At 67.7% G+C, this 25380-nt stretch carries 20 protein-coding genes; 14 read left to right on the top strand and 6 right to left on the bottom strand.

The features are described from left to right. Window positions 1-14: 14 nt before the first annotated feature. From ACT3SZ_RS03275 to ACT3SZ_RS03265, 3 genes are all read left to right on the top strand, one after another. The gene (locus ACT3SZ_RS03275) at window positions 15-1565 is read left to right on the top strand and encodes an MFS transporter (protein WP_444616654.1); all 1551 of its coding nucleotides are present in this window, start codon (window positions 15-17) and stop codon (window positions 1563-1565) included. A gap of 139 nt (window positions 1566-1704) precedes the next feature. Beyond that, complete coding sequence (locus tag ACT3SZ_RS03270; RefSeq protein WP_444616652.1) at window positions 1705-3768, top strand: OPT family oligopeptide transporter; 2064 nt, start codon at window positions 1705-1707, stop codon at window positions 3766-3768. A gap of 68 nt (window positions 3769-3836) precedes the next feature. Then, window positions 3837-4403, top strand: a complete 567-nt coding sequence (locus tag ACT3SZ_RS03265) for an NADPH-dependent FMN reductase (protein ID WP_444616651.1) — start codon at window positions 3837-3839, stop codon at window positions 4401-4403. Between the two features lie 9 nt (window positions 4404-4412). Here ACT3SZ_RS03265 and ACT3SZ_RS03260 read toward each other — a convergent pair whose 3' ends face one another. Together ACT3SZ_RS03260 and ACT3SZ_RS03255 are read right to left on the bottom strand one after the other, a co-directional pair. Then, complete coding sequence (locus ACT3SZ_RS03260) at window positions 4413-6392, bottom strand: acyltransferase family protein (RefSeq protein WP_444616649.1); 1980 nt, start codon at window positions 6390-6392, stop codon at window positions 4413-4415. Window positions 6393-6606: 214 nt separating this feature from the next. Further along, window positions 6607-8346, bottom strand: a complete 1740-nt coding sequence (locus ACT3SZ_RS03255; RefSeq protein WP_444616648.1) for a DUF5635 domain-containing protein — start codon at window positions 8344-8346, stop codon at window positions 6607-6609. Between the two features lie 133 nt (window positions 8347-8479). On the opposite strand from ACT3SZ_RS03255, the gene deoC reads away from it, so the two are divergent. From deoC to ACT3SZ_RS03240, 3 genes are read left to right on the top strand one after another with little or no spacing between them, the layout of a single operon-like run. After that, the gene (deoC, locus tag ACT3SZ_RS03250; RefSeq protein WP_444616646.1) at window positions 8480-9127 is read left to right on the top strand and encodes a deoxyribose-phosphate aldolase; all 648 of its coding nucleotides are present in this window, start codon (window positions 8480-8482) and stop codon (window positions 9125-9127) included. A gap of 48 nt (window positions 9128-9175) precedes the next feature. Further along, complete coding sequence (locus tag ACT3SZ_RS03245; protein WP_444616645.1) at window positions 9176-10948, top strand: ABC transporter ATP-binding protein; 1773 nt, start codon at window positions 9176-9178, stop codon at window positions 10946-10948. Beyond that, a complete protein-coding gene (locus tag ACT3SZ_RS03240; protein ID WP_444616643.1) occupies window positions 10945-12777 on the top strand; it encodes an ABC transporter ATP-binding protein in 1833 nt (610 codons plus the stop codon). Before ACT3SZ_RS03245 ends, ACT3SZ_RS03240 begins: the two co-directional genes overlap by 4 nt. 36 nt (window positions 12778-12813) lie before the next feature. On the opposite strand, the gene ACT3SZ_RS03235 is transcribed toward ACT3SZ_RS03240, so the two are convergent. Further along, a complete protein-coding gene (locus ACT3SZ_RS03235; protein ID WP_444616642.1) occupies window positions 12814-13239 on the bottom strand; it encodes a hypothetical protein in 426 nt (141 codons plus the stop codon). Window positions 13240-13357: 118 nt separating this feature from the next. On the opposite strand from ACT3SZ_RS03235, the gene ACT3SZ_RS03230 reads away from it, so the two are divergent. From ACT3SZ_RS03230 to ACT3SZ_RS03195, 8 genes are all read left to right on the top strand, one after another. Next, on the top strand, window positions 13358-13822 hold the full coding sequence (locus tag ACT3SZ_RS03230; protein ID WP_444616640.1) for an SRPBCC family protein: 465 nt from the start codon (window positions 13358-13360) through the stop codon (window positions 13820-13822). A gap of 92 nt (window positions 13823-13914) precedes the next feature. Then, complete coding sequence (locus ACT3SZ_RS03225; protein WP_444616638.1) at window positions 13915-14118, top strand: hypothetical protein; 204 nt, start codon at window positions 13915-13917, stop codon at window positions 14116-14118. Window positions 14119-14662: 544 nt separating this feature from the next. Continuing rightward, the gene (locus ACT3SZ_RS03220; RefSeq protein WP_444616636.1) at window positions 14663-16342 is read left to right on the top strand and encodes an ABC-F family ATP-binding cassette domain-containing protein; all 1680 of its coding nucleotides are present in this window, start codon (window positions 14663-14665) and stop codon (window positions 16340-16342) included. A gap of 182 nt (window positions 16343-16524) precedes the next feature. Beyond that, a complete protein-coding gene (locus ACT3SZ_RS03215; protein WP_444616635.1) occupies window positions 16525-18276 on the top strand; it encodes an ABC transporter substrate-binding protein in 1752 nt (583 codons plus the stop codon). Between the two features lie 43 nt (window positions 18277-18319). After that, window positions 18320-19369 carry an ABC transporter permease gene (locus ACT3SZ_RS03210; RefSeq protein ID WP_444616633.1) on the top strand — a complete coding sequence of 350 codons (1050 nt, stop codon included), beginning with the start codon at window positions 18320-18322 and terminating at the stop codon, window positions 19367-19369. Beyond that, window positions 19366-20274: an ABC transporter permease gene (locus tag ACT3SZ_RS03205; RefSeq protein ID WP_444616631.1), complete on the top strand. Its 909-nt coding sequence runs from the start codon at window positions 19366-19368 to the stop codon at window positions 20272-20274. The genes ACT3SZ_RS03210 and ACT3SZ_RS03205 overlap by 4 nt, the downstream gene beginning before the upstream one ends. A gap of 12 nt (window positions 20275-20286) precedes the next feature. After that, entirely contained in the window at window positions 20287-21189 is a 903-nt protein-coding gene (locus ACT3SZ_RS03200; protein ID WP_444616629.1) for an ABC transporter ATP-binding protein, read from the top strand. Continuing rightward, entirely contained in the window at window positions 21186-22202 is a 1017-nt protein-coding gene (locus tag ACT3SZ_RS03195; protein WP_444616628.1) for an ATP-binding cassette domain-containing protein, read from the top strand. Before ACT3SZ_RS03200 ends, ACT3SZ_RS03195 begins: the two co-directional genes overlap by 4 nt. On the opposite strand, the gene ACT3SZ_RS03190 is transcribed toward ACT3SZ_RS03195, so the two are convergent. From ACT3SZ_RS03190 to ACT3SZ_RS03180, 3 genes are all read right to left on the bottom strand, one after another. Next, window positions 22138-22764: a hypothetical protein gene (locus ACT3SZ_RS03190; RefSeq protein WP_444616626.1), complete on the bottom strand. Its 627-nt coding sequence runs from the start codon at window positions 22762-22764 to the stop codon at window positions 22138-22140. The genes ACT3SZ_RS03195 and ACT3SZ_RS03190 overlap by 65 nt on opposite strands. Before the next feature lie 233 nt (window positions 22765-22997). Further along, window positions 22998-24071, bottom strand: a complete 1074-nt coding sequence (locus tag ACT3SZ_RS03185) for a YdcF family protein (RefSeq protein WP_444616625.1) — start codon at window positions 24069-24071, stop codon at window positions 22998-23000. 27 nt (window positions 24072-24098) lie between these two features. Beyond that, the gene (locus tag ACT3SZ_RS03180) at window positions 24099-25295 is read right to left on the bottom strand and encodes a DUF418 domain-containing protein (protein ID WP_444616624.1); all 1197 of its coding nucleotides are present in this window, start codon (window positions 25293-25295) and stop codon (window positions 24099-24101) included. Window positions 25296-25380 lie beyond the last annotated feature (85 nt).

Raw genomic sequence — 25380 nt, 5'->3', positions numbered from 1 at the left:
AGGAGTACACCATCGTGAACGACAGCACCGGACGCGCGTCCCGACGCGACGCCAGACAGGCCCGCAACGCCGAGCGCAAGGCGCTGCGGGCCGGACCTCAGCCACCGAAGGCGGGACCGCCGAACCGTCGCTTCTGGGCGGCGGTCACCGTCCTGACCCTCGGCGGCCTTCTCTTCGGCTACGACACCGGCGTGATCAACGGCGCGCTGCCGTCGATGACCGCCGACCTCGGTCTGGAGGAACGCTTCGAGGGGATCGTCACCTCCGCCCTGCAATTCGGTGCGATCTTTGGTGCGATCTTCGGCGGGCGCGTCGCCGACCGCGTCGGACGCCACCGCACCATCGCCGTGGTTGCGGTGATCTTCATCCTCGGCTCCCTGGGTTCGGTGCTCGCGCCGACCTGGGTGGTGCTGATGCTGTGCCGCATCGTACTGGGCGTGGCCGTGGGCTCCGCCTCCGGCATCATCCCGATCTACCTCGCCGAACTCGCGCCGACCCACCTGCGCGGCAGGGTGGTGAACCAGAACGAGTTCATGGTGGTCTTCGGCCAGTTCCTCGCCTTCAGCTTCAATGCGTTGATCGCCCGTGCCGGTGGTGCCGATGAGGGCGGCACGTGGCGCTGGATGCTGGCGGTGTGCCTCATCCCGGCCATCGCCCTGTGGGTCGGCATGACCATCGTCCCGGAGTCCCCGCGCTGGCTCGCCGGCCACGGACGTATCGAGGATATGCTCAACGCCCTGCGCACCATCCGGGAGAAGGTCTACGGCTCCCCGGACTACGAGACCTCGCGCTACAGCGACAACTCCCCGCAGCCGGACAGTGACGAGATCACCCACCCGGTCGCCGGCGACGTCGAGGGCGTGCGCTCGCTCGCCGACCACGACGCCGGGGCGTCCTCCCGGCGGTTCCGCGACCTCTTCGCCGAACCGTGGATCAGGCGCGTGATGCTCATCGGCTTCGGCATGGCGGTGATCAACCAGATCTCCGGCATCAACGTGATCCAGTACTACGGCGTGACGATCCTCACCCAGTCCGGGTTCGAGGGAAACACCGCCTTCACCGTGAACCTGCTGATCGGTGTCGCCGGGGTGGTCGGCATGCTGCTGTCGATGTTCCTGAACACGCGCGTACGCCGGCGGCGCATGCTGATGAGCGGACTCACCGGCACGGTGATCACGCTGACGCTCATGGCGCTGGTCTCGATGCTGGTGCCGGACGACGTGGAGGCGAAGAAGTGGGTCATCCTCGCTGCGATCGTCGCCTTCGTGGGCATCATGCAGTGCGCCGTGGGTGCGATGACCTGGCTGTTCATGTCGGAGATCTTCCCGATGCGCGTGCGCGGCGAGGCGATGGGCCTGGCCGCGGGTGTGCAGTGGTCGGTGAACTTCTGCGTGGCCCTGTTCTTCCCCTACCTCATGGATGCCATCGGTTTCGGCCCGACGGTGTTCATCTTCGTCGGCCTGCAGCTCATCGCCCTGGTGTGGGTGTACCGGGTGGTGCCTGAGACCAAGGACAAGACACTGGAGACCATCGAGCAGGAATTCCGGGACTCGGTGGGCCAGTAGTGCCGCGAAAGAATGTATAGCCCGCTGTTCTATCTGCGCTACGGGGGACTAGAGTTTCACGGGTCCCACAACTGAACCGATGACGTTCGCGGCCGACGAAGCGACGCTGCCGTGGCGTCCGTGAAAGCGAGCCAACGACATGGCCGACGACAATAACGCCGCGACCACAACCCAGGGTAAGACCCAGAAAAGTGCACGTTCCCCGATTCGGGAGCTGACCGTCCGCGCGGTCATCCTCGGTGGTCTGATCACCCTGGTGTTCACCGCCGCGAACGTCTACCTGGGCCTGAAGGTCGGGCTGACCTTCGCCACCTCCATCCCGGCCGCGGTGATCTCCATGGCGGTGCTGCGGCGAATGCAGAACCACAGCATCACCGAGAACAACATCGTGCAGACCATCGCCTCTGCCGCCGGCACGCTCTCGGCGATCATCTTCGTGCTTCCCGGCCTGATCATGATCGGCTGGTGGACCGGCTTCCCCTACTGGACGACGATGCTGGTCTGCCTCATCGGCGGTGTGCTGGGCGTGATGTACTCCATCCCGCTGCGACGCGCGCTGGTCACCGGTTCTGACCTGCCCTTCCCTGAGGGTGTGGCGGCGGCCGAGGTGCTCAAGGTGGGGGAGGACGACCCCCACGGCCACGGTGATGACGCTCAGGGCGAAGCCGAGGGCGACGACAGCGACGACAATGCCGACAACCGCGACGGCCTGCGGGCCATCGTCGTCGGCGCGCTCGCATCGGCCGGCATGTCCCTGCTCTCCGCGCTGAAGGTCGGTGCGTCCGAGGTCGCCGGCACCTTCCGCATCGGTGCGGGCGGCACGATGGCCGGCGGCAGCCTGTCGCTGGCGCTGATCGGCGTGGGCCACCTCGTGGGCCCCACGGTGGGTATCGCGATGATCGTCGGCCTGGTGATCTCCTTCGGCGTGCTGCTGCCGGTGTTCACCAGCGGGGAGCTCCCCGTGGTCGGCGACATCTCCGAGGTCGTCTCCGATACCTTCGCCAGCGATGTGCGGTTCGTCGGTGCCGGTGCGATGGCCATCGCCGCGGTCTGGACCCTGGTGAAGATCATCGGCCCGGTCATCCGCGGTATCGCCGCCTCCTTGGCGGCCTCGCGTGCCCGAAAGCAGGGTGAGCAGGTGGCCCTGGCGGAGCGTGACATCCCGGTGAAGGTCCTCGTGGTCACCGTCCTGGCGCTGATGCTGCCGATCGGCTGGCTGCTGTGGTCCTTCCTCAGCGGTACCGGCGTGAGCCACCACACCGGCCCGCTGATCACCCTGAGCATCCTGTTCGTGCTGGTCCTGGGCCTGGTCATCGCCGCGGTGTGCGGTTATATGGCCGGTCTGATCGGTTCGTCCAACAGCCCGATCTCCGGGGTCGGCGTGATCGTGGTGCTGCTCGCGGCGCTGCTGATCAAGCTGGTCACCGGCAACGACGACGGCGGCAATCCCACCGCACTGGTGGCCTATACGCTGTTCACGGCCACGGTGGTCTTCGGTGTCGCCACGATCTCGAACGACAACCTCCAGGACCTCAAGACCGGTCAGCTCGTTGGTGCCACGCCGTGGAAGCAGCAGACCGCCCTGATCATCGGTGTGGTCTTCGGCTCCCTGATCATCCCGCCGGTGATGGGCCTGATGGCCACGGCCTTCGGTTTTGCCGGCACCCCGGGTGCGGGTCCGGACGCCCTGGCCGCCCCGCAGGCCGGCCTGCTGTCCTCGGTCGCCGAGGGCATCTTCGGTGACTCGCTGGACTGGGGTCTGATCGGCCTGGGTGCGTTGATCGGCATCGGCGTGATCATCGTCGACGAGGCGCTCACCCGCACCTCCGGCAAGCGTTTCAGCCTGCCGCCGCTGGCCGTCGGCATGGGCATGTACCTGCCGGTCAGCCTCACTCTGATCATCCCGATCGGTGCGTTCATCGGCTGGTTCTACAACCGCTGGGCGGACGGACGCTCCAACGCCGAGTCGGCCAAGCGCCTGGGTGTGCTGGGTGCCACGGGCCTGATCGTGGGCGAGAGCCTCTTTGGCGTGCTCAACGCCGGCATCATCGCCGCCTCCGGCGACTCCAATGCCCTGGCGATCATGCCGGAGGGCTGGGAGGGTGCCTCGAACTGGGTCGGTGTGCTGCTGTTCGTGGGCATCGTCGTGGCCCTGTACCGGTGGGTGTGTTCGCGCGCAGGGCGTCAGCACGCGCAGAAGTAGTTGACGTGTCAACTATGGTATCGTCGTTCAGGTAGAACAACCCCGTAAGAACCTCAAGGAGCACAATCATGACCAGCATCGGCATCATCGCAGGTTCCAGCCGCCCCGGCGCCTTCAATCCCCAGGTCGTCGCCTGGGTCAAGGAGCAGCTCGACGCCGCGGACGTTGACAGCACCGTGGTCAACTTCGCCGACTACAACCTCCCCGTGCTCGACGAGGAGATCCCCGGCGGCGCGCACAAGTACGCCAACGAGCACACCAAGGCCTGGGGCGCGGCCCTGGAGCCCTTCGACGGTTACATCGTGGTCACCCCCGAGTACAACCACTGCGTGCCCGGTCCGCTGAAGAACGCCATCGACTTCGTGGGCTCCGAGTTCGCCCACAAGCCCGTCGCCTTCGTCTCCTACGGGGCCGACAAGGGTGTGCGCGCCGTCGAGGCGTGGCGCTCCGTCTTCGCGAACTTCAAGGCGGCCACCGTACGCGACACCGCCTCCTTCTCCATCTTCACCGACGCCACCGACGGTGAGTTCACCCCGCAGCAGACCTCCACCGCCCCGTTCGCCGGCCTGCTGCGTGACCTCCTGGCCTGGGCCGAGGGCTTCGCCGTGGTGCGTGACCGCCTCTCGGCGAAGTAATCGGATCACTCACATACTGCAGCTGACGGACGGATCCTTGCGTCCGTCCACGGCCTGGCGCAAGCCGTCCTCCACCGCATCGGTGTAGTAGGACCGGCCGGCGTCGTTGGGGTGGACGCCATCGCCGAGCAGCCCCTCGGGGTGGGCGAGCGCCTGCTGGCACCACGGTGCCAGGTACACCTGCGGCGTCGCGGCGGCGTAGTCGATCGCCTGCTGCGCGGCCGGGGCGATGCCCTCCACGTAGCCATAGGGCACCACCATAATGATCTTGTGACCAGGTCCGATGGTCTCTACGATGCGGTCGAGCTGGCCGTCGAAGGCCTGCCCGTTGGTGCCGAAACCGAGCACCACGTACTTTCCGAGCGTGCCCGCCGACGCCATCGCCGCGATCGGGCCCTCGCCGCCGGAGTAGTGCCGGGACGTCTCGGCGTCCACCGTCATACCGGGGAAGCGCGACTGCAGTGCGGGAGCGGATGCCAGCATCACCGAGTCACCGATACCGGTGATCTCCCGGCCGGACGGCAGCCCCGGCTCCCGCGTCGGTGCGTCCTGCGCGGGTGCGGCGTCCTGCGTATTGGCGGTGTTGGTGCTCTCTGCGATCTCGGCGAGTTCGATCTCCAGCTCCGACTTCGCCGGGCTCTGACCCAGCGCCACACCGGCGAACATCATCGCCGCCAGCGCGGCGGCGCCTACCGGCAGCAGCGTGCGGCTGCGCAGCGATGCCAGCGCCCGCAGCGTCCCGCGATAGCCGTGCCGGCGCAGCGGCGTCTCCACCCGCCGGTAGGACGCCTCGGTCAGCGCGAGACTCACGACCACGGATACCGCGCCGACCAGCGGTATTGATGCCTCCGGCATCAGCTCGGTGGCGAAGACGACCACCGGCCAATGCCACAAATACAGGCTGAAGGAACGCTCGCCGAACCAGCGCAACGGCCGCCACCGCATCAGTGCGGCCACCGGGCCCGCCCGGCGCAACGCCACGGCGATCAGCGCCACCGTCAGCAACGACGCCACGAACAACCCGCCCCGATAGGTCAGCGCGGCGGTGTCCGGTAGCAGCAGGAACATCGCCGCCAAGCCCACCAGCGCGAGTGAACTACCCACCCACGCCAGCGCGGCGGAACGACGCGAACCGGTGGGGGAAAACGCCGGCCAGGAATCGGTCGCCGCAGCGTCCGGCGAGGTCGCCAGCAGGGCCAGGACCACGCCGGCGAGCATGCCGAAGGCGTGCGTGTCCGTGCCGAAGTACACGCGCGACGGGTCGGCGTCCGGGTCGTGCAGCACCACCATCGCCACCAGCGAGGCGACACCCAGCGCCGTGGCGACCACTGCGGCGACCCGGAACGGGCGCCCGGTGCGTCCTACCCGATTTCGCCGCAGGCGGCGGGCGACGGCGAGGCAGCCCAGCAGCAGCAACGGCCACAGCACGTAGAACTGCTCCTCGATCGCCAACGACCAGTAGTGCATGAAAATCTGCGGCGTGGTGTCCGCGAAATAGCTGTTCGACTCGGCGATCTGCACCCAGTTATTCACCGAGAACAGGGAGCCGAGGAACTGCGGGACGAGCCCCACGGCCACATCGCCGCCAATGATCCCCGCCACCGCGGTGCAGATCAGCAGGACGGTGACGGCGGCGGGGAGGATGCGTCGGGCACGACGGCGCCAGAACTCCCGCAGGTTGATCCGCCCGGTCGCGCCGATCTCGCGGACGAGCAACGAGGTGATGAGGAAGCCGGAGAGCACGAAGAAGACGTCCACGCCGAGGAAACCGCCGGGCAGCACGTCGCCGAAGAAGTGGTAGACCACCACCGCGAGCACCGCCACGCCCCGCAGGCCGTCCAGACCGGTGACGCGGCGGATGCGGCCTGGTTTGAGGGGTGGGGTGGTTGGTGTGGTGATTGGTGCGGTGGGGGTCTGGGGTCGCGCGGGTGCCGGAGGTGCGCCGCCGGGGGCGGTGAGCACGATGGACGGGAGGGGTCTGCTGGACATTGCGCGCGTGGGGGACTTTCCTGGGAGGCCGGTGATGACCTCATCACGCTAGACCGCGGATCTTGGGTGTCCCAAAGAATGTGGGGAATTCTCCCGATGCCCCGGGGTGCATGCGCTGTCGCCGGTGGGCGAGATTGGTCGCGACCTGCGGATTGTTAGATTAGCACCCCTCTAATCTAACAAGGTTTCGGTGATTCGGCGGATCCTTGTGAGATTAGGGGTGCTCGTATCTGCTCGACCGTCCCGCCCCGACGTTCACCAGTTCGCCTTCGTCGACGAGGCCGTCGAGCGTGCGCTTGACGGTGCCGCGGGCGGTGCCCGTGAGCACGTGCAGATCCCCTGTCGTCACCGAACCGAACTCATCAACCCAGTCCTGCGCCGCCTGCGCCTGGTTCGTCGCGTCCGTGGACAAGTAGGGGACGATGGGGAAGGCGCTGTGGGGATCGTAGGCGTCGGTGAGTTGCTCGCGGGCGGCGGCGCCGAGGATCCAGGCATCCTTGTGCCGGAGGATGAGCGGCTCAGAACGCACTGTCGTCTGCCGCGCTGCCTCGAGCGCCACCGCAGCTGACTCCTGCGTGGACTGCAGTGCGGCGGCGGTGGACCGGCGCGTGATGAACGCCCGGTGCAGGAGCTGGTACAGGATCACCGCGATCCGGAAGTCCTGCTGCCTCTGTTCAGGCAGGATCGCCCGGACGCAGTCCAGGACCGGGTACACGGGGCTGCCACCAGTCAGCGTGCACTGCACGTACTGCCCCGGTTCCTCGGTGATGTCCGGCGGGCGGTGCCCCACCACGATCATGTCCCGGTACATCCGGTCGACCCCCACGCCCTGCTTGTCCACCAGGCCGAGAGCTCGGAACAGGTCGGCAAGTGCGGGGTAGCGGGCCTCCCGGTTGCTGAGGATGTTCTCGGGTGTGACCTCCCCGGGGAACCCGCCGGGGCTGCGCACCGTCAGGGAGCTGTCCAGGTCCGACCAGCGGACGTCCGTCGGCTCCGAGCGATTCCAGTCCCGGTGGATGAGGCCGTTGAGCAGTGACTCGCGGACCGCGCGTTCGGGGATGCGCCGTAGCTGCTCATGGTGGAGGCCCCGCTCCAGTGTGAGGCGGGTGTTGACGCTGGAGAGGACGGTCTCAAGACTGCTGAGCTGTTCAAGAACCGACGTGTCTGGGCGGGGACGGGAGGTGTTCGACACGGTGCCGCCGGGAACATCGAACTCCGTGAACTCCAGGACCGTCCGATTGGCGGAGGTGAACAGCAGCGCGCCGGCCTGGGTGAGGTTGCCGTCGGAGCGGAGTGCTCCCAGGGCCCGCAGCAGTTCCTCGTCGGTACCGGCCACGTGACCTTCGGTTCGGTCGGTCTCTCGTCGCCACTGACGGGCCAGGTCCACGGAGGGCGAACGGACATCGTCCATGGTGAGTCCGGAGGACTGGGCCATGGGGTCCGTGGACGATGCCCGGTCACGGTGCTCCCACCACTGGGCCCGGTCGATGGGACGACAGTGGTCACCGACGCGCCACCTGATGCGACCTCCGGTGTCCTCGACGGGTTCACGGGCCTCCGCCGCGTAGACGACGAGGATTCGTAGTCCTTCGAGGTGTTCCTCGACGATGTCCGGTGCGATGCCGACGCCACTCCAGATCCGGCTACGGAGCCAGTCGACCCCGAGCTCGGTCCCGATGATCCGTCCGGTGCAGTTCTCGAAACCGACGATGAGCGCCCCGCCGCCCGGAGAGTTCGACATGCACGCAACCTCGTCGGCGAGTGCAGTTGCGGCCGTGGGGTTCTCGGGACGGCCGGGCTCGATGTCCGGCCCGTTCCTCCTGCCGGCCTCCTCCTTCAGACCGACCGACTTGGTCTTGTCAGTCAGGGTGATGCGTCCGCCCGTGGCGGTGTCGAGAACCAGTCGCACCTGCTTCTCGAGTTCCTGACGACGTTCAATGCCTGTGGAGTTCATCCCAGCCTTCCTCGCGACCTGCGGATTGTTAGATTAGCACCCCTCTAATCTAACAAGGTTTCGGTGATTCGGCCGATCCTTGTGAGATTAGGGGTGCACGGTCGCCCCACACCCGCGCGGTAGGCTTCGGGACATGCAGCGCACCGACCTCGCCCGTCTGATCGACCACACCCTGCTCAAGCCGGAGGCCACGTCCGCCGATGTCGCCGCCCTGGCCCAGGAGGCGGGGGAGCTGGGCACGTACGCGATCTGCGTCTCGCCGTCCCAGCTGCCGGTCGCCACGCCGGACGGCGTGCGCGTGGCCACGGTGGTCGGCTTCCCGTCCGGTGCGGTGAAGGCCGAGGTCAAGGCCACCGAGGCGGCACGCGCGGTCGCCGACGGCGCCGACGAGGTCGACATGGTCATCAACCTCGCCCTGCTCAAGGAAGGTCGCGACGAGGAACTCGCCCACGAGATTGCCGTGGTGCGCGCCGCGGTGCCCGCACCGGGCGTGCTGAAGGTCATCATCGAGTCCGCCGCCCTGACCGATGGGAAGATCCTGACCGCCTGCCGCTGCGCGGAGGACGCCGGGGCCGACTTCGTGAAGACGTCCACCGGCTTCCACCCGGCGGGCGGGGCGAGCGTGCACGCCGTGGAACTGATGCACGGGGCCGTCGGGGGACGCCTCGGCATCAAAGCGTCCGGCGGGATCCGCACCCGCGACGCCGCCGAGGCGATGGTCGCCGCCGGCGCCACGCGCCTGGGCCTGTCGTCCTCCGCGGCGGTGCTCGGCACCTGTTGAGGGCATGCTTCCTGGCAGGTCAGGCATATAATCGCCTATACTGCCGGGGTGCAACTTCTTCGCCTCGTGGGTAGGTACGCCCGTCAGTACCCGGGGCTGTTGGTGGCAGTCCTCCTTCTTCAGATCGTCTCCACCTTTGCGACGCTCTATCTCCCCCGTCTCAACGCCGACATCATCGACCAGGGCGTGTCCCGTGGCGACATCGGCTACATCTGGTCCACCGGCGGCATCATGGTCGCCGTCGCGTTTGTGCAGGTCATCACCGCCGTCGCGGCGACGTGGTGCGCCGCGCGTTTGGCGATGTCCGTGGGACGCGACGTCCGGCGCGACGTCTACCGCAGCGTGGACCGCTTCAGCGCCCAGGACATGGGCACTTTCGGGGTGCCCACGCTGATCACCCGCGGCACGAACGACGTGCAGCAGGTGCAGATGGTCTTCGTGATGTTCCTGAGCTTCATGGTCACGATGCCGATCATGTGCATCGGCGGCATCGTCATGGCGCTGCGCGAGGACGCCGGCCTGTCGTGGCTGGTGTGGGTCTCCGTCGCCGTGCTGTTGGTGGTCGTGGGCACGATGGTCGCCCGTCTGGTGCCGCTGTTCGGCTCGATGCAGGACCGCATCGACACCATCAACGGCGTGATGCGTGAGCAGATCACCGGCATCCGGGTGATCCGCGCCTTCGTCCGTGAGAAGTTCGAGACCAAGCGTTTCGAGGACGCCAACCAGGCCGTCGCCTGGGTGTCCGAGCGCGTGGGACGCGTATTCGTCCTGATGGGCCCGGTGATCATGGTCGTGCTGCACGGCGCGACGGCGGCGGTGCTGTGGTTCGGCGGCCACCGCGTGGCCGACGGGGCGATCGAAGTCGGCTCGCTGACCGCGTTCATGCAGTACCTGCTGCAGATCCTCGTGGCGGTGATGATGGGTTCGTTCATGGCGATGATGCTGCCGCGCGCGATCGTGTGCGCCGGACGCATCCAGGACGTCCTCGGTCACGAGCCGTCCATCACCGAGCCGGAGGCCGATCCGTCGGTGGAGACCGTGTCGCCGACGCAGGTGCGCGGCGAGCTGGAGTTCCGCGACGTGTCCTTCACCTACCCGGGCGCGGACAAGCCGGTGCTCACCGACGTGAGCTTCACGGTGCGCCCCGGGCAGACCACCGCGGTGATCGGGGCGACCGGCTCCGGCAAGTCCACGCTGGTCAACCTCATCCCGCGCCTGTTCGCGCCGACGTCCGGCGAGGTGCTCATCGACGGGGTGCCCGTCGCGGCGATGCCGCGTAAGGACCTCGCCCGCGCCGTCGGCCTGGTGCCGCAGAAGGCGTTCCTGTTCTCCGGGACGGTGGCGTCCAACCTGCGTTTCGGACGCACCGACGCCACCGACGACGAACTGTGGGACGCGCTGCGCGTCGCGCAGGCCGACGGTTTCGTGCGCAATCGCGGCAAGGGTGAGGGTGACGGCGAGGCCGCAGGAGGCCTGGCGTCCCCGGTGGCGCAGGGCGGCACGGACGTCTCCGGCGGCCAGCGCCAGCGCCTGTGCATCGCCCGCGCGCTCGTCGCCGGGCCGAAGGTGTACGTCTTCGACGACTCCTTCTCCGCCCTGGACGTGCGCACCGATGCCGCGCTGCGCGCCGCACTGCACCCCGGGACCAGGGACGCGGCGGTGGTCACCGTCGCACAACGCGTGTCCACGGTGCGTGACGCCGACCAGATCCTGGTGCTGGACAAGGGGCGCATCGTCGCCCGCGGGACGCACGACGACCTGCTGGCGTCCAGCGACACCTACCGCGAGATCGTCGAGTCGCAGATGGAGGCACAGCGATGAGTGACACAGAAGTTACCGACCGGGGCGCGGAGTCCGCGCCGCGGTCGGCGAAGGCCTTCTGGCCCTCGGCGCTGCGCATGGTGGCGCTGATGGCGCCCCGCAAGATCGCGCTGACGTGGGTCTTCGTCCTGCTCGTGGTGTGCGTGGTGCTGACCGTCTACGCGCCGAAGGTCCTCGGCGACGCCGTCGACGTGATCTACGACGGCGTGCTCGCCACCTGGAACGGCGAGCCCGGTGCCGGCATCGACTTCAGTGAACTAGGCCGGCTCATCGGCATCGTGCTGGGCATGTACGTGGTCGCCTCCGTGTTCAACTGGGCGCAGGGATTCATCCTCAACAAGATCGTCGTCGCGGTGATCGTGGAGCTGCGCACCGACGTGGAGCGCAAGGTCCACCGCCTGCCGCTGAGCTTCTACGACTCGCGGCAGAAGGGCGACCTGCTCTCGCGCACCACCAACGACGTGGACAACGTCCAGCAGGCCCTCCAGCAGGCGCTGAGCCAGTTCGCCTACTCCGGCATGATGATCATCGGCGTGACCGTGATGATGTTCCGGGTGTCCTGGCAGCTCGCGATCGTCGCGCTGCTGGCCCTGCCACTGACCGCCATCGTCGTCGGCATCGTCGGCACCCGCGCGCAGAAACAGTACGGCGCGCAGTGGGCCGGCACCGGCAAGGTCAACGGGCATGTCGAGGAGGCCTTCACCGGCCACGAACTGGTCGTGGCCTACGGCCGGCAGGACGAGATGTCGGTGACCTACGACGAGCGCAACGAGGAGCTCTACCAGGCCAGCGCGAAGGCGCAGTTCCTGTCCGGCATGATGATGCCGCTGATGCAGTTCCTCAACTACCTCAGCTACGTGGTCATCGCCGTATTCGGTGGCCTGCGCGTGGCGAACGGACAGATGAGCCTGGGTGCGGCGACGGCGTTCATCCAGTACTCCCGCGAGTTCAATCAGCCTCTCGGCGAGCTCGCCGGCATGATGACGATGGTGCAGTCCGGCGTCGCCTCCGCCGAGCGCGTCTTCGAGCTGCTCGACGCCGAGGAGCAGGACGCCGACCCGTCCGCCACGGCCTCGCCGCAGTCCGTGCGTGGCCGCGTGGAGTTCCGCGACGTCTCCTTCGGGTACTCGCCGTCCACCCCGCTGATCGAGCACCTGAACCTGGACGTGGAACCCGGGCAGACCGTGGCGATCGTTGGGCCCACCGGTGCCGGCAAGACCACGATGGTGAACCTGATCATGCGGTTCTACGAGGTCACCGGCGGTGCGATCTACGTCGACGGTGTCGACTCGCGTGCCATGGGGCGCGCCGAGCTGCGCTCGCGCACCGGCATGGTCCTGCAGGACGCCGTCCTGTTCGACGGCACCATCCTGGAGAACATCCGTTACGGCCGGCTCGATGCCACCGACGAGGAAGTTAAGGACGCGGCGAAGGCCGCCTACGTCGATCGCTTCGTCCACGCCCTGCCGGACGGCTACGACACCGTCATCGACCAGGACGGCGGGTCGGTCTCTGCAGGTGAGCGCCAGTTGATCACCATCGCGCGCGCCTTCCTCGCGGAACCGGAGATCCTGATCCTGGACGAGGCCACCTCATCGGTGGACACCCGTACCGAGGTGCTGGTGCAGAAGGCGATGAACGCCATCCGCGCCCGGCGGACGTCCTTCGTGATCGCCCACCGTCTGTCCACCATCCGCGACGCCGACCGCATCCTCGTAATGGTCGACGGCACGATCGTGGAGCAGGGGTCGCACGACGAACTCCTGGCCGCCGACGGTTCCTACGCGGAGCTCTACCGCAGCCAGTTCGCCGCCGGCGGCGCGGTGTAGGTGGGCAGGTAGGAGCGCAGGTAGGGGCGGCGGGGGTCACTCGTCCGTGTCGTCGGTTTCCCAGTAGTGGAAGTCGACGGTGTCGTCGGGCAAGGCGGCGACGACGTGTTCGTGAAGGCGTCGTCCCTGCTCCTCGTGGGAGCGGGCCATGTCCCTGGAGGGCCAGCCGGTCTCCCAGCTGAAATGCTCGTTGAACTGGCGTGCCCACCGGCGGATCTCCTGCGACAGTTCGTCCGGCAGGTACGGGAGAGGCGGATCCTCCTCCGCGCAGAGGTAGGGGTGCTCACTTGTCGTGGCCGAGACATTCCAGAACGGCCAGTCGACGGTGTACTCGTTCATCATCTTGAAGTGCATGGTCAGATCACGCAGCCCCGAGTCAGCGGCATCGTCGTCCTCATGACTCCACGGTAGCGGTGGCGGGGTGGGTGCGTTGGGGAGGTAGGGGAGGCGGGGCGGTGCCATCCGTGGCAACCCCGCGCCACGTGCCGGATCCGGTCGTCCCGCGCCGCGACGAGACCGGATCCGGCACGCGGCGCGGGGTCTGGCCGGGCTCGCCGCGCGTCCGACTACGCTGAATCTCATGGCCTACGAGATCAGCGACTCCGTCACCATCCACGCGACCCCCGCGGAGGTCTTCGACCTCGTCAGCGACATCACGCGCACGGGGGAGTGGAGCGCCCAGTGCCACCGCGCACAGTGGGACTCCGAGGCCCGGGGCGATGGCGCGACGTTCACCGGACACAACCGCACCGCGGAACGCGAGTGGTCGACGGTCTCCGAGGTTGTCTCCGCACGTCCGGGTCAGGAGTTCTCTTGGAGGGTGACTTCCAGCGGCACGCGGTGGGGGTTCCGCATGGAGCCGGTGAACCGGCGGGAGGACGCCACGGTGCTCACCGAGTACACCGCCTTCACCGCCGACGGCGAGCAGTACTTCCGGCAGAAGTTCGGCGACGACGCCGCCGCGCAGGAGGCTGACCGGAAGGACGCCGCCACCTACGGCATCACCGAGACCCTCCAGAACATCAAGGGGATCCTCGAGGGGTGAGGCGCTGTTTTGTCTAGTGCCCTTGACTAGATAACCGCAGGTAGATCGGCTTATGATCAAGATGCAATCGGACCTGCGCGCGAAGGAGCATCATGATCCAGGAGTATGAGGTCACGGTGACCCGTGACGACAAGTGGTGGATGATTCGGATCCCCGGGCTTGACGGTGTCAACGGCAACATCGAGGGGCTCGCGCAGGCGCGCCGTTTCGCGGACGTGGAGCCTGAAGCCAGGAGCTACATCGCCACTGTGGCGGACGTCGATCCGTCCACGGTGTCCTTGAACTTGGCGGTGTGACTGGACATCAGCGCACAGGGGCAGTTTTATCCCCAGGCTCCAGGGGAAACGCCTATGTCGGCCCGGGCTGCCGGATTCGAGGAGTCTAGCTTGGCGAGGAATGAAACATTCTCCGGCAAGACCGCAGGGCAGGGTAAGGTATGGACCATGAACCGACGGAGCCTCAGAAAGGTGCGGCAGGAGCTGCTGACCGGAGTGGGGAGTCTCTTCGACCTGGAGGGTACAACTACCCTCCGGAGGATGCAGGAGATGATGCCACCGCCTCCACCGCGCAGGAGCGTCAATCAGATCCTGGTGGACGCGAGCATAGTCGCGTTCTCGGAGACCGGCTCGCAGAACAACTCCGCGACAACCCAGTCCTCTTCACCCAGGTAACCGCTCTCATCGCAGGTATCGAGATCGATTCGTTGCCCACGGTGGACCTTCCCGGCATGTGACGCTATGCTCGATCCCATGCGGAAGTAGAACCCCTGAATCGTCCTGCGCCCGAGGCGGCCGACCGCCCGGCGGGACATCTCATTATCTCCACTCAGGGAGTTCCCCCATGTCTACCGTTCCCACGCCCGGCTCCATGTCCGTTCCCACGCCCGGCTCCGCGTCACAGTCCCCGCTGCAGATCGACGGTCTCTCCGTCCAGATCGCCGGGACCCGGATCCTCACCGATGTCTCCTTCGTCGTCCCGCCTGGTCAGCGCGCCGGCCTGATCGGCGAGAACGGCTCGGGCAAATCCACCCTGCTGCACGCCGTCCACGGTTCGCTGCCGGAGGCGGCAACCACCGCCGGTGCGGTGGACGTCGGCTCGTCGCGGGTCGGCCTGCTTCACCAGCAGGCGCCGTTCGCCGACGACGAGACCGTCGCCGGCGCGTTGGAGTCCGCCGTCGCCGCAGAGCGGCGCGCAGCATCCGACCTGGAGCGCGCCGCCGACCCCTACGATGCCGAGGCCTACGCCGAGGCGCTGGACCGCGCCGAGCGTCTCGACGTGTGGGGCACCGATGCGCGCATGTCCGCGACGCTCGCGGGCCTCGGCCTCGCCGCGGTGCCGCCGGAGCGTCCTACCGGGGAGTTGTCCGGCGGCCAGCGGACGCGCTTGTCGTTGGCGTGGCTACTGCTCAATCGCCCGGACGTGCTGCTGCTCGACGAGCCCACCAACCACCTCGACGACACGGCGACGGAGTACCTGGTCAGCGTGCTGAACGCGTGGAAGGGGCCGGTGTTGTTCGCCAGCCACGACCGCGCGTTCCTCGACCGCGCGGCGTCCTGCGTGGTGGACCTGGACCCCGCGCCGACGCAGGTCGGCGCGCAGGGCGGCGTGACCCGCTACACCGGCAACTACACCGACTACCTCGCCGCGCGTCGGGACGTCCGGCAGCGCTGGGAGCGGCAGTACCGCGACGAACAGGCGGAGCTGAAACGCCTGCGTGCCGGGGTGCGCGACAACCACCAGTTCGGGCACACCAACCGTGACATCCAGGTGGAGAACAAGATCACGAAGAAGTTCTACGGCGACCGCAACGCGAAGGTCGTGTCGCGCCGGGTGAACGACTCGCGCTCGCGGCTCGAGAAACTCGAGGAGTCGCAGGTCCGCAAGCCGCCGGCCGAGCTGACGTTCGCCGGACTCACCGCCGCAGGACGCGACGACACCGTAGGACGCACCGGGCCGGTGCTCGTCGCCGCCGGCGTCGAGGTCGCCGGGCGGCTGCCGCGCACCAGCGTCACCGTGAACGGTGACGAAAAACTCCTGGTCACCGGGCCGAACGGCTCGGGCAAATCGACCCTGCTGGAGGTGCTGGCGGGCACGTTGGCCCCCTCGGCGGGTGCGGTGACGGCGACCGGGGTGACCGTCGGGCACCTGACCCAGGAGGTCGTCCTGCCGGACCCGGTGGGACGAGGCCCGGGTCGCACGGTGGAGCGCGCCTACCGCGACGCCGTCGGTGACGAACTTGCGGACGCCGTGCCGCTGTCGACGTTCGGGCTGATCCACCCGCGCGACGAGTCGCGGCCGTTGGTTGAGCTGAGCCTCGGCCAGCAACGACGCGTGTCCCTGGCGGTGTTGCTCGCCGACCCGCCGGACGTGCTGCTGCTCGACGAGCCCGACAACCATCTGTCGTTGTCCCTGGTCACCGCGTTGGAGGAGGCGATTCCCACCTACCCGGGTGCGGTCGTGGTCGCCTCGCACGACCGGTGGCTGCGCCGACGGTGGGCGGGGGAGCGCCTAGAACTGTAGGTGTTGTGCCGTGTGCTGTGACCCGGGGGCTCGCGCACTACTGCCGCACGTCCGGCGGTGCCAGTCCCCCGGGGCCTTCGGTTCACTCGGAGCGGAACCTTCCAGTCTTCCAGACTGAGCGGTCTACTTTGATTCAGGTGCCTTCCAGCACCACTGACGTAGACCGAGAGGACCCACCGACCATGACTCCCGCACGCGGGCTAGCTGCCCCCACCGGCAGGAACTTCAGGAGGGGACGGGCGTTGGCCGCAGTCCTCGTCGCCGTCTCCCTGGCGGTGACCTCCTGCTCCAGCACCGAGGATACGCTCAACGACGCCGGCGGGGAGGACGTACTCACCGCCGCCGACGAGCACCACGAGGCGGAGGACCCCACGGCCGTGCCCGCTGCGGTGACGAAGCGTCCTGACACGTTCGTCACCACCATCAACAAGCCCGGCGGGGTCTTCCTCCCCGGCTTCTACGACAACGGCTGGGACGGCAACGCCGTCGCCCCGATCTTTGCCGGACTCGTCGCACAACAGGAGGATGGTTCCTACGTCCCCGACCTCGCCGAGTCCTGGGACGTGTCCGACGACGACCTGACCTACACCTTCCACCTGCGCGACGGCCTGACGTTCAGCGACGGCACGCCGCTGACCGCGGATGACGTGAAGTTCACCCTCACCCTCTTCAACGACCCCGCCTTCGACGGCGGCATCGACTTCAGCAAATTCGGCATCGTCGGCGGTGACGACTACAAGAACGGCGACGCCGACGAGATCAGCGGCATCCGGGTGCTCGACGACCAGACGGTGGAGATCGAGACCGAGACGGTCAGCCCCCTGGCGCTGTCGACGCTGGGCGGCGCCGTCCTCCCGGAGCACTACTACGGCAAGGACTACCGGAAAGGCCAACTCGACTACCTCCGCGACCTCTACGCGGAGCCGGTCGGCGCCGGGCCTTTTACACTCGACCGGCATGTGGTCGGCCAGGAGGTCAGGTACCTGGCCAATGAGCACTACTACGGCGGCGAGCCCGCCGTGGAACACGTGATCTTCAAGATCATCGACTCCGACAACCGGCTCGCGGCCTTCGAGAACGGCGACATCGACCACAGCGGATTCGGCACCGGACCCGAAACCCTCCAGGCCCTGCAGGACCTCCAGTTCGCCGACACCAGCTCGCGGACCGTGGGCGACATCGGGCAGATCTGGATCAACAACCGCAACCCCAAGTTCGCCGACACCCGGGTACGTCAGGCCCTGCACCACGGGCTCGACCGTGACCAGATCGTCCAGGCCAAGTACAAGGGGGAGGGAGGTGTGGCCGACATCTACGCCGCCCCCACCCAGTGGTCCTTCGACGACGAAGGTGTGACCACCTATGACTTCGATCCTGGACGGGCCGGCGAACTCCTCGACGAGGCCGGGTGGACCGAGGGGGCCGACGGCGTGCGTGAGAAGGACGGCGAGCGCCTGAGCCTGAACTACATCACCACCGATCCGGACGACCCGGTGATCCCGATCGCCACCGAGAACTACCGCGACATCGGCATCGACTTCACCCCGGAGGTCCTCGACTCGAACACCGCGTTCGCCCGCTTCAACGACCTCGACTACGAGGCGGTCTCCTTTCGCACCGACTCCCTGTCCGACCCCGACGATGCGGTCTCGGAGTTCGGGACGGACGACCCGAAGGTGAATGTCACCGGCTACGACAACGCCCGCGTCCGTGAACTGGTCAAGGAGGGGCAGTCCACCCTCGACGAGGACGAACGGCAGAAGATCTACTCCGAGCTCTACAAGGAGCTCAGTCAGGACCCGCCGACGATCCTGGTGGACTACCGCCGGTCGATCACCGCCTGGAACAGCCACATCAACGGCACCGGCGACTTCCGGACCGGGGCGGGGGACTCCTCCATCGCCCTGGCGAAGCTCACCCCGAAGGAGGACTGAGCGCGGTGCCTCCCACCCCACGGACCGGCCACGGCGGTGAACGATGAACCACAGGAGCTATCTCGGCTACACAAGCTACACAGCGAAACGAGTGGCGGTCGCCCTGGTGATGATCCTCGCGATCAGCGCCCTGGTCTTCTTCCTCTTCGCGGTGATGCCGGGAGACTACTTCTCGTCCAACCGCACCCTGACCCCTGAGCGCATCGCCGAGCTCCGCGCCCGCTATGGCCTCGACAAAGGGGTCGTGGAGCGGTACTGGATCTGGCTAGGCAACGCCGTGCGCGGCGACTTCGGCTACTCCCTGCAGTACAACCAGCCAGTGACGGAAACCATCGCCCCGTTCCTGCGGAACTCTTTCCTGGTGGCGGCGGTGTCGATGGTGCTGACCTGGACGATCGCGGTGGTCGCCGGTGTACTCGCGGCGACCCGTCAGTACTCCTGGTTCGACAAGTTCGTCACCGCGATGCTCTTCGCCTCGCTCTCCATCCCCGCCTTCTTCCTCGGTCTGGTCCTGATCAAGGTCCTGTCCCTGGACCTCGGCCTGCTTCCCACCGGCGGCATGTACGACACCGGCAGCAATGCCACGGGCCTGGCCGCGGTGATCGAGGTCGCCCACCACATGGTGCTTCCGGTGTTGATCCTCACCTTCCTGTCCGCAGGTTCGCTGACCAGGTACTTCAGGACGGGGATGCTGGAGGTCCTGCGGGCGGACTACATCAGGACCGCACGGGCCAAGGGGCTCGGGGAGAAGGTGGTGGTGATGCGTCATGGTCTGCGCAATGCGCTGCTGCCGGCGATCACCCTGCTGGCCTTCGAGCTTCCAGGGCTGTTCTCCGGGGCGATCATCATCGAGCAGGTCATGAACTGGCCGGGCATCGGACGCATGCAGCTGGAGGCCGTCCAGGTCCGCGACTACTCGGTGCTGATGACCGTCACCGTCCTGTTGGCGGCCCTGACGATCCTGGCCAACCTCGTCGCCGACCTCCTCTACGCCGCCGCCGACCCGCGGATCCGCCTCGTGGAGCACGCGCGGCGCGACCCGCGCCGTCCTGCGCGCCGGGCCGTCCGGCGGAGCGCGGTGGTGACTTCATGACCGCCACGCTCACCGAGGCGCAGGCAGGATCACCGCGGCATCGCCACAGCCTGTGGCGCGAGGCGATCCTCAGCCTCCGGGGCAACCGGGTGGCCGTCATCAGCGCCCTCGTGCTGCTCCTGATGGTGCTCGTCAGTTTCATCGGACCGCTGGCCTCGCCGTACATCGGTGACGAGATCAACCTGCGTATCGCCAACCACCCGCCGGCGACGGACCACTGGCTGGGGACGGACAAGTACGGGCGAGACGTCCTGACACGGCTGATGCTGGCCGGGCGGATCTCGCTGACGGTGGGACTGGTCTCGATGGCCTTGTCCCTGGTGCTCGGGACGTTCCTCGGCCTGGTCGCCGGCTACTTCGGTGGGTGGGTCGACGCGGTGGTGATGAGGGTCGTGGACCTGCTCATGTCCATCCCCGGGCTGCCCTTGCTCATCGTGCTGGCGGCGATCCTCTCCGAGTTCAAGGTCGCCCCGGAATCCCGCCTCTACCTGGTGATGCTGATGTTGAGTCTGATCGGTTGGCCGGCCCTGGCACGGCTCATCCGAGGCCAGGTGCTGACCCTCCGGGAGCAGATGTTCATGCGTGCCACCGACGTGCTCGGCCTGGGTCTGAGGTCGAAGATCCTCCGTCACCTGCTGCCGAACGTCCTGCCGGTGCTGATCGTCGTGGCGACCCTGGGTACGGCGTCGTCGATCATCAGCGAGTCCTCGCTGAGTTTCCTCGGGCTTGGAGTGATGGAGCCGCACGCCTCGTGGGGGAACATGATCAACTCCGCGAACAACCTCGTCGACTTCCGCAACCACTGGTGGCTGTGGGTTCCGCCCGGTGTGGCGGTGCTGGTCACCGTCGCCTCGATCAACGTCCTGGGGGACCGTCTCCGCGACGCCCTGGACCCGAAGTTGTAAGGAGAGAAGGTCATGGAGTTTGTGGATCGCCACAGGGAGGAACCCCTGCTCGTGGTGGAGGATCTGACCACCGTGTTCGCGCTGCCGGACGGAGGGGTCAGGACCGCGGTCGACGGCGTTGGCTTCACCGTCCGGCGTGGCGAGATCCGCGGTGTGGTCGGGGAGTCCGGGTCGGGCAAGAGTGTGACGGCGATGTCGTTGCTCCGGCTCGTCGACGAGCCAGGACGGATCGTCGGCGGCGACGTGAGGTTCGACGGCACGGACGTCCTCACCTTGGACAGGTCGGGGCTGCAACGCCTGCGGGGCAGCGGTATCGGCGTCATCTTCCAGGAACCGGGCAGCGCCCTGAACCCCGTCCTGACCGTCGGGGACCAGGTCACCGAGTCATTGCGCATCCACCGGGACGTCTCCCGGCGGCAGGCGCACCGGGACGCGGTGGCCTGGCTCGACCGCGTCGGACTGCGGGAACCGGAGGCGTTGATGCACCGCTACCCGCACGAATTATCCGGCGGCATGCTGCAGCGGGTGATGATCGCGATGGCCTTGTGTGCGGGCCCGAAGCTGCTGATCGCCGACGAACCGTCCACCGCACTGGACGTGACGACCCAGGCGCAGATCCTGGACCTGCTCCTCGACCTGCGCGATGAACTCGGTCTGGCGATCCTGTTCATCACCCATGACCTGGGCGTGGTCGCCCGGATCGCCGACACGGTAACGGTGATGTACGGCGGACGGGTGATGGAGCAGGCGGACGTCCTCACCCTGTTCGACGCCCCGGCGCACCCCTATACCCGGGCGTTGCTTGCGACGTCCCCGGTCATCGGCCGGACCGTCCGACGGCTCCCGACCATCCCGGAGGACGTCCGGCGCTTCGCCGCCGGGGACGGCGGACGGACGCGGGAGGACGTCGCGTGAGCGCGCAGGACGCTGCGCAGGACGTACCGTTGCTGCAGGTGGACGGGCTGGTAAAGCACTTCGGCGCGACGCGTGCGGTGGACGGCGTCGACCTCGTCGTCCGGCGCGGCGAGACCGTGGGGCTGGTGGGTGAGTCGGGCAGCGGCAAGACGACGCTCGGCCAGGCCGTCCTGCGGATGACCACGCCGACGGCGGGACGTGTCCTGTTCGACGGTCGGGACCTGGCGACGTTGTCGCGGCGGCAGCTGCAGCGCACCAGGCCGAGGATGCAGTACATCTTCCAGGATCCCTATGGTGCGCTGAACCCCCGGATGACCGTCGGTGACGCCGTCGGCGAACCGCTGCTGCAGCACCACCTGGCCACCAGATCCACCGTGGATGCCCTGGTGGCGGAGGTGTTGGACATCTGCGGCATGCCGGCCGACGCCGCCCGGCGCTACCCGCACGAATTCTCCGGTGGCCAGCGGCAACGCGTCGTGATCGCACGCGCCATGGCGTTGGGTCCGGAACTGGTCGTCGCCGACGAACCCGTCTCCGCCCTGGACGTCTCGGTTCAGGCGCAGATCATCAACCTATTCAGTGACCTGCGTGAACAGCGGGAGACGGCCTTCCTGTTCATCTCGCACGACCTCGGTGTGGTGTGGCACCTGTGTGACCGTGTGGTGGTCATGGAACGCGGTCGGGTGGTGGAGTCCGGGACCCGTGGCCAGATCTTCACCGACGCCCGGCACCCCTACACTCGCGCGCTGATCGCGGCGGTGCCCGTGCCGGACCCGCGGGATCGTCGCCGACACGTTGTCGCCGACCTGCTCGGACGAGACCCGGAGCGCGACCCGGAGCGCGGCACGACGGCGGGGCAGGACGCTCCGCGCGCGGAACTGCGGGACCTGGGTGACGGGCACCTGGTCGCCGTGTCTGACGAGGTTGGGTCCGGCGAGGTCAGGGAACTCAGTCGATCGGCGGGAAGTTCGGCTCCGGGACCCAGTCCGGTAGGGGCGACCAGAAGCGGGTGACGTGGCGGGCGGCCATGAAGATGTCACCACCATTCGCGCTGGCGAAGCCGTATTCGTCGTTGGTCTCCACCCTCACTTCGTAGTCGCCGACAGCGAGCTCGGACTGAGGGCCGAGGGGCTCCGCGCCTTCGGCGGCGGTGGTGAACAACTCCTGGATGTCCGGATCAGCCAGCGCGGAACTCGGGGCGAATAGGTTGTCTTGGTACTCGACACCGGTGGTTGGGTTCCCGTCTTCGGTCTCCATTGGCTCATCGAGGATGAGCAAGCAGGCGAAGTTGGAGCCAACCTGGTCGTTGAGTTCACCGTCGACGGAGCAGACTCCTCCGTCGGGAAGGGTGAATAGGTATCCGCCGTCGTCGACGGCGAAGCGTTCGGGGTCCTCGGTGGACGGTGTGCCCGGAGGTTGCGCGGCGGCGGACGCTGATGCGGACGCTGATGCCGATGCTGCCGCGGGCGCAGAAGCGTCCGTCGACGTAGCGGCGTCCCCCTCGCCGCCGCAGGCGCTCAGGGCGGCGATGGTGCCGAGTGCGATCAGGCCGGTGGTGGTCGTCGACGTTCTCATCGGGGACCGTCCTTCCGTTTTGGAGTTGGGCGACGTGTTCCTTAAGGAAACTTTGTCTGGTCGAGACTACACGCCGCCCACGCGCGGCCACGGCGGCATCAGGGCCGACGGGCGCTCCTCGTGTGTGCCGGGCGATGCCCGCGCCACGTGCCGGATTCGGCCGATCATTGGCACGAAAAGGCCGAATCTGGCACGGGGCGCGGGGAGGGACGCGGGGAGGAGCGTGGGAACCCCTAACCCATCCCGAGCGCCGTCGCCGGCACGATGACCAGAGTGAAAGCGATGGCGAAGACAATAAGGACGGCGATGCTGAGGACGGTGAACCGGAGACGGTCGCGGATCACCCCGACGAACTCGCGCAGCACCGCGCTGGGGAAGTAGTACCAGGCGGTGGGCGCGCCGACGACGTGCGCGCGCATCCCCAGCGTCCTCGTGAGGAGCGCGGCGCGGAATACGTGGTAGCTGCTGGTGGCGACGACCACTGGTGAGGACGGGTCGGAGAGCATTTTCCGGGAGAAGCGCAGGTTCTCCTCGGTGGTGCGGGACTCGGTCTCCGCGGTCACTGCGGCGGGGTTGGCACCCTGCGCAAGCAAGTAGTCGCGCATCGCTTCGCCCTCGGGCCGTGGTTCGTCCGCACCCTGCCCGCCGCTGGGGATGAGCACTGGCTCGCCGTGGAACTGCTGCTGGACGGACAGTCCACGGTCCAGCCTGGCGGCTAGCAGCGGCGGGACGTTGCCGTCGATGAGGCCGGACCCGAGCACGATGATGGCCTCCGGGGCGGTACGGATGCGTCGTCTCCGGTAGAGCCACGAGGCGGCGATGAAGGCGGCGAAGACGAAGCCGAAGTAGAACACGACGAGGAGCACCGACAGGTGTGTGGCGTAGCGGAACATATAGGCGGGGTCGGTGCGAGGGGTTTCTGGCGGGGCGAGGATCCCCAGCGTCGTCGGGAGGAACAGCAGTGCGAGCCCGGCGAGCAGCGCCAGTGCATTGCCCAGGGAGCGGCTCTCCTTCCGCAGCACGGTGGCGCCGGAGTACAGCAGAAAGAGCGTCAGCAGCGGATAACCGACCACGTTGCCCAGGATGAACAGCGCAATCGTCGAGATGCCGACGACGATCAGTGGCCCCGGGTGTCCCTGGTTGGCGAATAGCATGCCCACCCCGATGGCGAGCAGGCCGAGGCCCATGGTCGCGTAGACCGGTGTCGCGAGGCGTCTGCCGTCGCGAATGAGGCCGACCATCCCGACCGCCAGAAGTATGGCCCCGAAGATGATGACGCCGATGACGAGCGCGGGCGCGATGGTCATCTGAACTCCTGCTGCATGTCCTGGATCCTATCGGACGGAACTCCGTTCCCAGGTCGACGCGCTATACATAGCCTGTTCCAGCGGCCCGCGGCGGAAGAAGCGCTTCCACACCGCGCAGAATACGAGCGAGACGCCGAGGTAGCAGGCCAGCGGCACCAGGGACACGCCCGGTTCGTCCGCCACGTCCGGCAGCCAGTGGTTGATTCCGGCGGACACCAGCGCCTGGCCCACGTACACGGTGAAGGCGCAGGAGCCCAGGGCGACGAGGGGGAACAGCCACCGTCCAGCCAGGTCGCCGAGCCACAGGCACAGGGTCACGACCACCAGACTGATGCCCGTGTTCAGCAGCAGGTCCGGCGTGGAGCCGGAGTGCGCGCCGGCGACCAGCAGTTCACCGGGGGAGGAGGTGGTGCCCATGGACATGCCGTAGATCCGCCAGGCGGCGAACACGGAGATGTCGGACGCCTCGGCGAGTTCGTGCAGGTCCACCCCCATGAGGTCCACGATCAGGGGTTGCACGTCGAAACGGGCGACCATCACCCAGGTGAACGCGGCCGAGCCGAGCGCGGCGACGAGCCCGGTGACCAGCCACACCACGCGCCGCATCCCGTCCACACCCATGGTCATCACGCCCATGCCGAGCACGATGACGGGTAGCCAGGTGATCACCGGGTACATGCCGTCCAGCAGTAGCGCGCGTAGCGCGGTGGCGATGCCGTCCAGCGAGGTGAGGTGGTCGAGGCGGGGGACCACGGCGAGTTCGATCTCGCCGCCGTCCCCGCCGCTGCCGCCTGCGGCGGGCAGGACGTCCCGAAGCCAGTACGACAGTTGCGGCAGGACGATGGCGCCGCCGGCGCCGAGGGCGAGCAGGGTGGTGCCGCGCAGCGTCACCAGTGCGGTGCAGATCAGGAAGGACGCCCCGAGCGTGGCGAGCACGACGATCATGTCGGGCCCGGTGGACGCCAGTAGCACGCCGATGACCAGCAGGATCGCCCCGCGGATCGCGATGCGTCGGCGTACCTGCGAGGCAGGCGCGCCGGATGCCAGGCCGTGGGAGGTCATCAGCGCCATGGACATGCCGGAGAGGAAGGCGAAGAGGATGGACGGCCACCCGACGAACCACGCGGCCCAGGAGGCGGGGCCGAAGTGGTCGACGCTCATGCCGACGACGGCGACGGCGCGGGCGATGTCGAGCCCGAGGATGCGGTTCTGCTGATTCTTCACGTCCTAGAGCATGCCGGGGTGTGTGCCGGGGGTCGTCAGTCTCGAGTATGACTTCGGCGGTATGACATCGGCGGTAGCCTTGTGT

This window comes from Corynebacterium sp. AOP40-9SA-29, assembly GCF_052377405.1.
Taxonomy (GTDB): Bacteria; Actinomycetota; Actinomycetes; order Mycobacteriales; family Mycobacteriaceae; genus Corynebacterium.
Note: the sequence above shows the minus strand (reverse complement) of the source record. Positions and strands in the feature narration are given on the sequence as shown.

Excerpts from the sequence above, each read along its gene's own strand:
- ACT3SZ_RS03270 (WP_444616652.1), top strand. The coding sequence starts at position 1,705 with ATGGCCGACGACAATAACGCCGCGACCACAACCCAGGGTAAGACCCAG.
- ACT3SZ_RS03265 (WP_444616651.1), top strand. The coding sequence starts at position 3,837 with ATGACCAGCATCGGCATCATCGCAGGTTCCAGCCGCCCCGGCGCCTTC.
- ACT3SZ_RS03260 (WP_444616649.1), bottom strand. The coding sequence starts at position 6,392 with ATGTCCAGCAGACCCCTCCCGTCCATCGTGCTCACCGCCCCCGGCGGC.
- ACT3SZ_RS03255 (WP_444616648.1), bottom strand. The coding sequence starts at position 8,346 with ATGAACTCCACAGGCATTGAACGTCGTCAGGAACTCGAGAAGCAGGTG.
- deoC (WP_444616646.1), top strand. The coding sequence starts at position 8,480 with ATGCAGCGCACCGACCTCGCCCGTCTGATCGACCACACCCTGCTCAAG.
- ACT3SZ_RS03240 (WP_444616643.1), top strand. The coding sequence starts at position 10,945 with ATGAGTGACACAGAAGTTACCGACCGGGGCGCGGAGTCCGCGCCGCGG.
- ACT3SZ_RS03235 (WP_444616642.1), bottom strand. The coding sequence starts at position 13,239 with ATGGCACCGCCCCGCCTCCCCTACCTCCCCAACGCACCCACCCCGCCA.
- ACT3SZ_RS03230 (WP_444616640.1), top strand. The coding sequence starts at position 13,358 with ATGGCCTACGAGATCAGCGACTCCGTCACCATCCACGCGACCCCCGCG.
- ACT3SZ_RS03225 (WP_444616638.1), top strand. The coding sequence starts at position 13,915 with ATGATCCAGGAGTATGAGGTCACGGTGACCCGTGACGACAAGTGGTGG.
- ACT3SZ_RS03220 (WP_444616636.1), top strand. The coding sequence starts at position 14,663 with ATGTCTACCGTTCCCACGCCCGGCTCCATGTCCGTTCCCACGCCCGGC.
- ACT3SZ_RS03215 (WP_444616635.1), top strand. The coding sequence starts at position 16,525 with ATGACTCCCGCACGCGGGCTAGCTGCCCCCACCGGCAGGAACTTCAGG.
- ACT3SZ_RS03210 (WP_444616633.1), top strand. The coding sequence starts at position 18,320 with ATGAACCACAGGAGCTATCTCGGCTACACAAGCTACACAGCGAAACGA.
- ACT3SZ_RS03205 (WP_444616631.1), top strand. The coding sequence starts at position 19,366 with ATGACCGCCACGCTCACCGAGGCGCAGGCAGGATCACCGCGGCATCGC.
- ACT3SZ_RS03200 (WP_444616629.1), top strand. The coding sequence starts at position 20,287 with ATGGAGTTTGTGGATCGCCACAGGGAGGAACCCCTGCTCGTGGTGGAG.
- ACT3SZ_RS03190 (WP_444616626.1), bottom strand. The coding sequence starts at position 22,764 with ATGAGAACGTCGACGACCACCACCGGCCTGATCGCACTCGGCACCATC.
- ACT3SZ_RS03185 (WP_444616625.1), bottom strand. The coding sequence starts at position 24,071 with ATGACCATCGCGCCCGCGCTCGTCATCGGCGTCATCATCTTCGGGGCC.